Annotated in this window: 5 protein-coding genes; 3 read left to right on the top strand and 2 right to left on the bottom strand. The window is 30.2% G+C overall.

All coding sequences use genetic code 11. The features are described 5' to 3' along the window. Positions 1–102: 102 nt before the first annotated feature. The gene (locus ATE49_RS11175) at positions 103–702 is read right to left on the bottom strand and encodes a DUF2971 domain-containing protein (RefSeq protein WP_065082247.1); all 600 of its coding nucleotides are present in this window, start codon (positions 700–702) and stop codon (positions 103–105) included. Position 703: 1 nt separating this feature from the next. Further along, a complete protein-coding gene (locus ATE49_RS11170; RefSeq protein ID WP_065082246.1) occupies positions 704–955 on the bottom strand; it encodes a helix-turn-helix domain-containing protein in 252 nt (83 codons plus the stop codon). A 187-nt stretch (positions 956–1,142) separates the two neighbouring features. Between ATE49_RS11170 and ATE49_RS11165 the strand changes: the two genes are divergently transcribed. The 3 genes from ATE49_RS11165 to ATE49_RS11155 all read left to right on the top strand — a co-directional run. Beyond that, positions 1,143–1,337 carry a hypothetical protein gene (locus tag ATE49_RS11165; RefSeq protein ID WP_065082245.1) on the top strand — a complete coding sequence of 65 codons (195 nt, stop codon included), beginning with the start codon at positions 1,143–1,145 and terminating at the stop codon, positions 1,335–1,337. Between the two features lie 7 nt (positions 1,338–1,344). Next, on the top strand, positions 1,345–1,554 hold the full coding sequence (locus tag ATE49_RS11160) for a hypothetical protein (protein WP_065082244.1): 210 nt from the start codon (positions 1,345–1,347) through the stop codon (positions 1,552–1,554). A gap of 114 nt (positions 1,555–1,668) precedes the next feature. After that, positions 1,669–1,868 (top strand): hypothetical protein (locus tag ATE49_RS11155; RefSeq protein WP_155759304.1); only part of this gene is annotated, 200 nt, incomplete at its 3' end.

Raw genomic sequence — 1,868 nt, 5'->3', positions numbered from 1 at the left:
CGAAAAATCCGGAAATTCTATGAATCCGAATATGAAGGAAGTGTAATAATCGAAGTTAATGCGATTTTGATCGCTTTTGTTGTAATTACTATTATAGGAGTGTTAATGATTATAATTAAATAGTGTTACTTTATCTACTTCGGTAACTTTGATGCTTGGATCTATTTTTTCTATAAGCTTCTTGACAATATCTTTGTCTTCTTCTGAAATGCGTACGCCTAAGTAAATATGCTTTATATTTATAGATATATATTTTCTTTCTGTATTGGCTATTATCCTTGATTCTTCCTCATGTCTCCATTCGCTTCTTTTGCTCTTTAGCAATTCTGTTAAATAGTCTTCGTTACCGAATCTGTTTATGTCTAGTTTTTTATATTTTTCAATATATTCTACTTCAATAGGTGTATATATGGGATTATCCAGTGTAAAACCGATAGCAATTCCTTTGTGACTGTCCGCATAAAGAGACCACATTGATCTTAGGTACTGGGAGTTAGAAAAACAGCATACTCTTAAATTGTTTTCTGGAATTTGAAAAGGCACTGATGGATAGTCGTCATTATCTATAATTATTTTTGCCGTTCCTTCCCATAAGTCATTAAGATCGGAGTATTTAGGAAAGTATAAACGCTTGTTAAGTATTATATCAATTGTTCTTTTAAAATTATTTAAATCTCTGTATTTATAATAAATTTTTCCCATACTATTTTTTTCTTATTCCTAACCATTCTCCGGTTTTATCATCGTAAAAATGTGAGTATTTATCTCCTACAGAAAACAGCTCTGTCATCTCGCAGCCAATTGTTTCCGCAATTAATCTTAATTTACTTAAAGGAGGTTGTTTGTCTCCTGAATTGTAGTAAGAAATCATTTGTTCAGATATTCCAGTCTTTTTTGACACCTCCTTTTGCGAAGTGCCATACAATTTTATAACCTCTTTTATTCTAAGGTGCATACTTACTTTTTTTTGCAAATATAAATATAAGTTTAATATATAAGTTCTAAGTTATTCTATAAGTGTAATTATTTAGAATTGATATAAATTAAACTTTAAGTGTAATTTTTATTTGTTTAATTATTTTTAAAGTATATATTTGCAATACAAAATTAAACTTTAAGTATAATAAATATATAAAAGTAATATGAAAACTATTTCAAGATCTCACGCAGTTCAAAAGAAGATGAACAACATACTTGCTCAAAGGCATATAAGTCAAGCTTCTTATCAAAAAGCCTATACCTATTATGTTGAAATGAACAAATTAAGAGAAGATGAAGGTCTGTCTGTCTTGACAATGCCGAATCTTGAAAAGAGAGTAAAATCAATCATTAAATAATACATCTATGAACACTCAGAATTCAACTAAAGATCAAAAAGTGTGGGCAGTATATCAATTACCTACTAGACAGGCAAGAATATTTGCTAATGTAAAACCTGTTAAGGTTAGCGAGCTGATGACAAATGAAGATGCCCATGAGTATTGTCAACATTTAAATCAATTCGGCTATATGGATGATATGATAGCTGGTTATGATGTAAAGATGGCAAAATAACCTGAGCATGTTATAAAACTGCTCTCAACAATGGTCATTGTAACATTGACATATTTAAAATTTGCATGTCCCCGGGTGAGACCTAACGATCCCGGGTTTTTTAAAATCAAGATTATGAAAAACACATTCACAAACTGCGATGATTTCGCAAACTATATTTTTGATAAGGTTCTAGATTTCGGTGAAATAATCACAGCTGATTTCAATACACTTACCTGTCTTAGTTTGCCATTGGGTGAAAATATATTTGAATTATCAGAACTTCCAAATACTGGTGAGAATTACGCTCAATTTGGCACTGTTAAATCATGGTT

It is taken from the genome of Elizabethkingia miricola, from assembly GCF_001675285.1.
Lineage (GTDB): Bacteria > Bacteroidota > Bacteroidia > Flavobacteriales > Weeksellaceae > Elizabethkingia > Elizabethkingia miricola.
The sequence above is the reverse complement of the archived record's forward strand: the minus strand, read 5'-3'. Positions and strand labels throughout refer to the sequence as shown.

What these genes read in the sequence shown, in the direction of transcription:
- ATE49_RS11175 (WP_065082247.1), bottom strand. Translation starts at nt 702, where the DNA reads ATGGGAAAAATTTATTATAAATACAGAGATTTAAATAATTTTAAAAGA.
- ATE49_RS11170 (WP_065082246.1), bottom strand. Translation starts at nt 955, where the DNA reads ATGCACCTTAGAATAAAAGAGGTTATAAAATTGTATGGCACTTCGCAA.
- ATE49_RS11165 (WP_065082245.1), top strand. Translation starts at nt 1,143, where the DNA reads ATGAAAACTATTTCAAGATCTCACGCAGTTCAAAAGAAGATGAACAAC.
- ATE49_RS11160 (WP_065082244.1), top strand. Translation starts at nt 1,345, where the DNA reads ATGAACACTCAGAATTCAACTAAAGATCAAAAAGTGTGGGCAGTATAT.